Source organism: Roseateles sp. P5_B10, from assembly GCF_056400485.1.
In genome coordinates this window covers 1-1,112 of sequence record NZ_JBFULE010001222.1, presented here as the reverse complement: position 1 = coordinate 1,112, position 1,112 = coordinate 1, and the positions used below count along the sequence as shown (strand labels likewise).

Here is a 1,112-nt window from a genome sequence, read left to right as displayed (position 1 = left end):
CTCCTGGATAACGATCTCGCGCTCGGTGCCGGCGAACATCACGCCGCCGAGGTTGGTGTACTCGCCTTCGGTGTTCTCGCGCACGACGACGTAGTCGATGTCACCGACCTTGCACCCCGCCAGCGGGCATGGCGCGCCCTCGAACAGCCGCACCGGCCGCAGGTTGATGTATTGGTCGAACTCGCGCCGGAACTTCAGCAGAGAGCCCCACAGCGAGACGTTGTCGGGCACGGTCGCCGGCCAGCCGACGGCGCCGAAATAGACGGCGTCAACGCCGGCGAGCTGCTGCTTCCAGTCGTCCGGCATCATCTGGCCGTGCTGCGCGTACCAGTCGCAGCTGGCCCAGTCGAACTCGCGCAGTTCGAGGGCGAAACCGAAGCGATCGGCTGCGGCCCTCAGCACGCGCAGGCCCTCGGGCATCACTTCCTTGCCGATGCCGTCGCCGGCGATGGCGGCGATTCGGAACGTGTTCATCATGGGTTTTCCTTCGTCGTTGTCAGGCGACCAGCACGGGCCGCGGCGAGTCGAGTTCTTCAAGCCAGCCGCGCCGCAGTTCGGGCACGGCTCGCGCGAGCTGCTCGTAGTAGGGGTGGTGCGGCCCGCGGTCGTAGTCGGCCCGCGCCACCTGGGCTAGCTTGCAGCCATGCCGCATGACGACGATCTCGTCGCAGACCGCGCGGACCGTGTGCAGGTCATGGCTGATGAACAGGATGGACAAGCCCAGCTCGCGGCGCAGCTCGGCGATCAGGTCGAGCACGGCAGCGCCGACGACGGTGTCCAGCGCCGAGGTGACCTCGTCGCACAGCAGCAGCTCAGGCTCGGCGGCCAGCGCCCGCGCCAGGTTGACACGCTGCTTCTGGCCGCCCGACAGCCCGCCGGGCAGGCGGCCAGCGACGTTGGCCGGCAGCTTCACCAGGTCCAGCAGCTCGGCGATGCGGCGCTGCAGGGCAGCACCTTTCATGCCGCGGTAGAACTGCAGCGGCCGCGCGAGGATGCTTTCGATGGTCTGCGACGGGTTCAGCGCCGTGTCGGCCGACTGGAAGACGATCTGGATGCGGCGCGACGGGTTCAGCGCCGTGTCGGCCGACTGGAAGACGATCTGGATGCGGCGC

At 68.4% G+C, this 1,112-nt stretch carries 2 protein-coding genes; both read right to left on the bottom strand.

Annotation, left to right across the window (positions count from 1 at the left end):
- On the bottom strand, positions 1 to 477 hold a 477-nt coding region (locus AC1DU6_RS32265; RefSeq protein WP_477862299.1), incomplete at its 3' end, for an isocitrate/isopropylmalate family dehydrogenase.
- Positions 478 to 496: 19 nt separating this feature from the next.
- The coding region (locus tag AC1DU6_RS32260) for an ATP-binding cassette domain-containing protein (RefSeq protein WP_477862298.1) at positions 497 to 1,112 on the bottom strand (616 nt) is incomplete at its 5' end.